Source organism: Nevskiales bacterium (assembly GCA_035574475.1).
GTDB lineage: Bacteria > Pseudomonadota > Gammaproteobacteria > Nevskiales > DATLYR01 > DATLYR01.
On the sequence record DATLYR010000020.1, the window covers coordinates 1 to 4,464 of the forward strand.

Annotated in this window: 3 protein-coding genes; all 3 read left to right on the forward strand. The window is 69.9% G+C overall.

Translation table 11 applies throughout. The annotated features are described in order from the left end of the window. Positions 1 to 143: 23S rRNA (pseudouridine(1915)-N(3))-methyltransferase RlmH (locus VNJ47_01065; GenBank protein ID HXG27425.1), on the forward strand; the 143-nt coding region annotated here is incomplete at its 5' end. 99 nt (positions 144 to 242) lie between these two features. Beyond that, on the forward strand, positions 243 to 1,703 hold the full coding sequence (rng, locus tag VNJ47_01070) for a ribonuclease G (GenBank protein HXG27426.1): 1,461 nt from the start codon (positions 243 to 245) through the stop codon (positions 1,701 to 1,703). 15 nt (positions 1,704 to 1,718) lie between these two features. Beyond that, positions 1,719 to 4,464 (forward strand): DUF3971 domain-containing protein (locus VNJ47_01075; GenBank protein ID HXG27427.1); only part of this gene is annotated, 2,746 nt, incomplete at its 3' end.

Genomic DNA, 4,464 nt, shown 5'->3' on the forward strand with positions numbered 1-4,464 from the left:
CACCGGAGGTCAAGGCGCGAGCCGAGGCCCGCTGGTCGTTGTCCAGGCTGACCTTGCCGCACGCGCTGGTCCGTGTGCTGGTCGCCGAGCAGCTGTATCGCGCCTGGAGCATTCTCACGCAGCATCCCTATCATCGCGCCTGAAGCGCACGGCCCGTCGGGCCGGTTGCCAAGCCCACAGCCGGCGCACACACTTAGCTTTATGAATATTCAGCAATATTTCAGGCTTGGCGCATGGCACCGCTGAGCGGCGAAATCCTGGTCAACGTGGCCCCGCGCGAAACCCGCGTGGCGCTGCTCGAGGGCGGTCAGCTGCAGGAAATCTACGTACAGCGCGCCGATCGCCACGGCCTGGTCGGTAATGTCTACCTGGGTCGCGTCAAGCGCGTGCTGCCGGGCATGCAGGCGGCGTTCGTGGACATCGGTCTGGAGCGCACCGCCTTTCTGCATGTGTCCGACCTGGCGCAGGCCGTGCGTCAGAACGGCGAGGAGACCCCGGACATCCGCCGCTACCTGCACGAGGGGGATGAGCTGCTGGTGCAGATCCAGAAGGATCCGCTCGGCAGCAAGGGTGCGCGCCTGACTACGCAGATCAGCATTCCCTCACGCTACCTGGTGCTGCTGCCGGACGGTGCCGGCGCCGGCGTGTCGGTCAAGATCGAGGACGAGGCCGAGCGCGACCGCCTCAAGCAGCTGGTGACGCGCCTGATCACGGAGCGGGGCGTGGCCGGTGGCTATATCGTGCGCACCGCCGGCGAGGGCGCGGACGAAGCGGCGCTGGCCGCCGACATGCAGTTCCTGGCGCGGCTGTGGCAGTCGGTGCAGGACAAGGCAAAGACGGTGGCGGCGGGCACGCTGGTGCATGGCGACCTGCCGCTGGTGATGCGCATCCTGCGCGATCTGCTCGGCACCGAGGTCGAGCGAGTGCGCATCGACTCGCGCGAGGGCTGGCAGCAGCTGGTGGCCTTCGCGCGCCAGTTCGTGCCACAGATGGAACCGCGCATCGAGCTGTACGAGGGCGAGGGCCCGATCTTCGACCTGTACGGTGTCGAGGACGAGCTGGCGCGCGCGCTCGAGCGCCGCGTGCCGCTCAAGTCCGGCGGGCACCTGGTGATCGACCAGACCGAGGCCATGACCACGGTGGACGTGAACACCGGCGGCTACGTGGGTCACCGCAATCTCGAGGAGACCATCCTCAAGACCAACCTCGAGGCGGCGCAGGCGATCGCACGCCAGCTGCGGCTGCGCAACCTGGGCGGCATCATCATCGTCGATTTCATCGACATGCAGGATCCCGCGCACCGCGAGGGCGTGCTGCGTGCCCTGGAGAAGGCGCTGGCGCGCGACCCGGCCAAGACGGTGATCAGCGAGATGTCGGCGCTGGGCCTGGTGCAGATGACGCGCAAGCGCACGCGCGAGAGCCTGGAGCACATCCTGTGCGAACCGTGCCCGGCCTGCGGCGGGCGCGGGCGCGTGAAGACCATCGAGACCGTGTGCAACGAGATCTTCCGCGAGATCATGCGCTCGGCGCGCCAGTTCGATGCGCGCGCGCTGGTGGTGCTGGCTTCGCCCGACGTGGTCGCGCGGCTGCTCGACGAGCAGTCGGGGGTGATCGCCGAGCTCGAAGAGCTGGTGCACCGCCCGATCCGCCTGCAGGCCGAGAGCCTGTATCCCCAGGAAAGCTTCGACGTGGTGCTGGTCTAAGGACGTCCTGCTGCCATGCGCCGCCGCTACCGCCGACTCTGGACGCTTTCCCTGACGCTGGGCGCCGGCCTGCTGATCCTGGCGGTGGTCGCGGTCGGCGCCGCGCGCATGCTGGTCAAGGCAGCGCCCGGCTATCGCGATGACATCGAGCAGCGCGCCAGCGCCGCGCTCGAGCGGCGCCTGACCATTCGCGCCCTGGACCTGAGCTGGCGCCGCTTCCGCCCCAGCCTCGAGCTGCTCGACGTCACGCTGTATGGCGACGACGGCGAAACGCCTGCACTCAAGCTGCGTGAGCTGAGTGTCGGCATCAAGTGGCTGGCCCTGCTCATCGGCCGCCTGCAGGTGGCCGAGCTGCGCCTGGCGGGCCTGGCGCTGACGGTCGAGCGGCTGGCCGACGGCAGCCTGCGGGTATCCGGCATCCGCTCCGACAAGCCGCTCACCGCCGAGGAGTGGCACCGGCTGGCACGCGCCGCGGAGCGCGTCGACCGGCTGGTGATCGCCGACAGCCAGCTGCTATGGCTCGACTACACCGACCCGGGCACCTTCCATCGCATCGGCGACATCGAGCTTGCGCTGAGCAGCCGCGGCGAGCGCCACCGCTTGCGCGCCGTCGCGCAACTGCCGGCAGACATCGGCGGCCGCGTGCAACTGGAAGCGCATGCACGCGGCGATCTCGAGGACTTCGAGCGGCTCGAGGTCGAAGCCACTCTGCGCGGCAGCGGACTGCGGGCGGGCACCTGGCTGCGGCCCTGGCTGCGCCAGGGCATCGCGCTGGAAGGCGACGAGGCCCAGCTGCTGTTGAACAGCCGCTGGTACGGCCGGCGTCTGCGCTCGCTCGGGGGCGAGGTGAATAGCGGCCCGCTGCGCCTGCGGCGCGAAGGCCGCACACGCGCCTTCCTGGATGAACTGCAGTCCGAGTTCAGGATCGAGGCGACGAATACCGGTGGCTGGCGCCTGCAGCTGCAACGCCTCGAGGTCGATGCGCCCGCGCGCCAGCCGGCCACGACCGCAGGGTCATTCGAGTATCGGCCGGCCGGCGCGACACAGACCTTCTGGCTGAGCGGCAGCCTCGGCCAGCTGCGACTCGACGAGCTCGGCGAATGGCTGGCCCTGTTCGACTGGGGCCAGCACGACTGGATCGCCGGCCTGCAGCCGGTCGGGCATGTACAGGATCTGCGCTTCCGTTACGAAGGCGCGACCACCGCCGATCCTGCGCCGGCCCGCCCGCCGCGCTACGCGCTGCAGGGGCGCTTCGAGGGCCTGGGGCTGAGCCCCGGCCGCGGCCGGCCCGGCGTTGCCGGCGCGACCGGCCGGCTGCGACTGGACCAGGATGGCGGCGAACTGATGCTGATGACGCGCAACGGGCAGCTGCTGGCGCCGGAGACCTTCGACCGGCCCTTGCCACTGACGGAGCTGAGCGGCGGGCTGAGCTGGCGGCGTGAGGGCGGTGACTGGCAGGTCAGCGGCCGGCAGCTGCGCTGGCACGGCCCTGGCGACCTGGCTGGCCGCGCCGACCTGGCGTTGCGCCTGTTCGGTGCCGGTGGCACGCCGCAGATCGACTTGGACGCGAGCTTCGCCGGGCAGGATGTCGATGCCGTGCGCCCCTTCATCCCACGCGTACCGGGCGTGATCGACGAAGCGGTGCGCGAGTGGCTGCGTAGCGCAATCCGCAGCGGCAAGGTTTCCCAGGGACGGCTGCAGATTCGCGGGCTGCTCAACCACTTCCCCTACCACAATCCCCACGAACCTGGTCTGTTCCGTCTGGATTTCGACGTGCGCGAGGGCGTGCTCGACTACGCCGAGGGCTGGCCGGGCATCGATCGCATCAGCACGCACGTGACCTTCCAGGGACGCAGCATGCTGATCACTGCGGACAGTGGGCGCATACTCGGCACGCCGGTGGGCCCGGTGCGTGCCGAGGTCAAGGATTTCAAGACGCCGCTGCTCGAGGTGCAGGGCGTCGCGGTCGCCGACGCCGGCAGGATGCTCGGCTTCCTGACCGAATCCCCCCTGCGCAAGGACTACGCTGCCCTGGTGCAGGCGCTCAAGCTACAGGGACCGGCCAGCCTCGACCTGCGCCTGGAGATTCCGCTCGACCAGCTCGAGGCCACGCGCGTGTTCGGCAAGGTCGGCCTGGACGGCCGCACCCAGCTCAACCACGCCAAGCTGCCCGAACCGGTCCGCACCCTCACCGGCGAGGTGCGCTTCGACAACGGCGGGCTGTACGCGCGCGATCTGCGCGGTGAACTGCTCGGGTTGCAGCTCCTGCTGCAAATGGATCCCGAACGGCAGGGCGAGCGGCATTTCACCCGACTGCAGGCCGTAACCGAAACGGCGTTTCCGCGTGACGCCGCACGGCTGGCGCGGTTGGCCTCCGCGGATGCGCTGGCGCGGCTGCGCGGCAGCAGCCGCTGGCAGGCCGACATGCTGTTCGATACCACCGCCACGCCCGCGCGCCTGCAACTGCACAGCGATCTGGCGGGCCTGGCCGTCAACCTGCCGCCGCCGTTCGGGAAGCTTGCCGAAGAAAGCCTGCCGGTGGCCATCAGCATCGACCCCGCTGCGGCCAGCGGCCTGCGCGTGGACCTGAGCTATGGCAGTGTGCTGCGCGCCGCGCTGCAGCTCGCGGACCGCGACGGGCGCTGGATCCTGGAGCGCGGGCATCTGCATCTGGGCACAGGCACCGCCCAGCTGCCACGCCAACCGGGACTGTGGCTGGATGGCGAATGGCCCGAGCTGGATCTCGCGTTGTGGCAGGAAA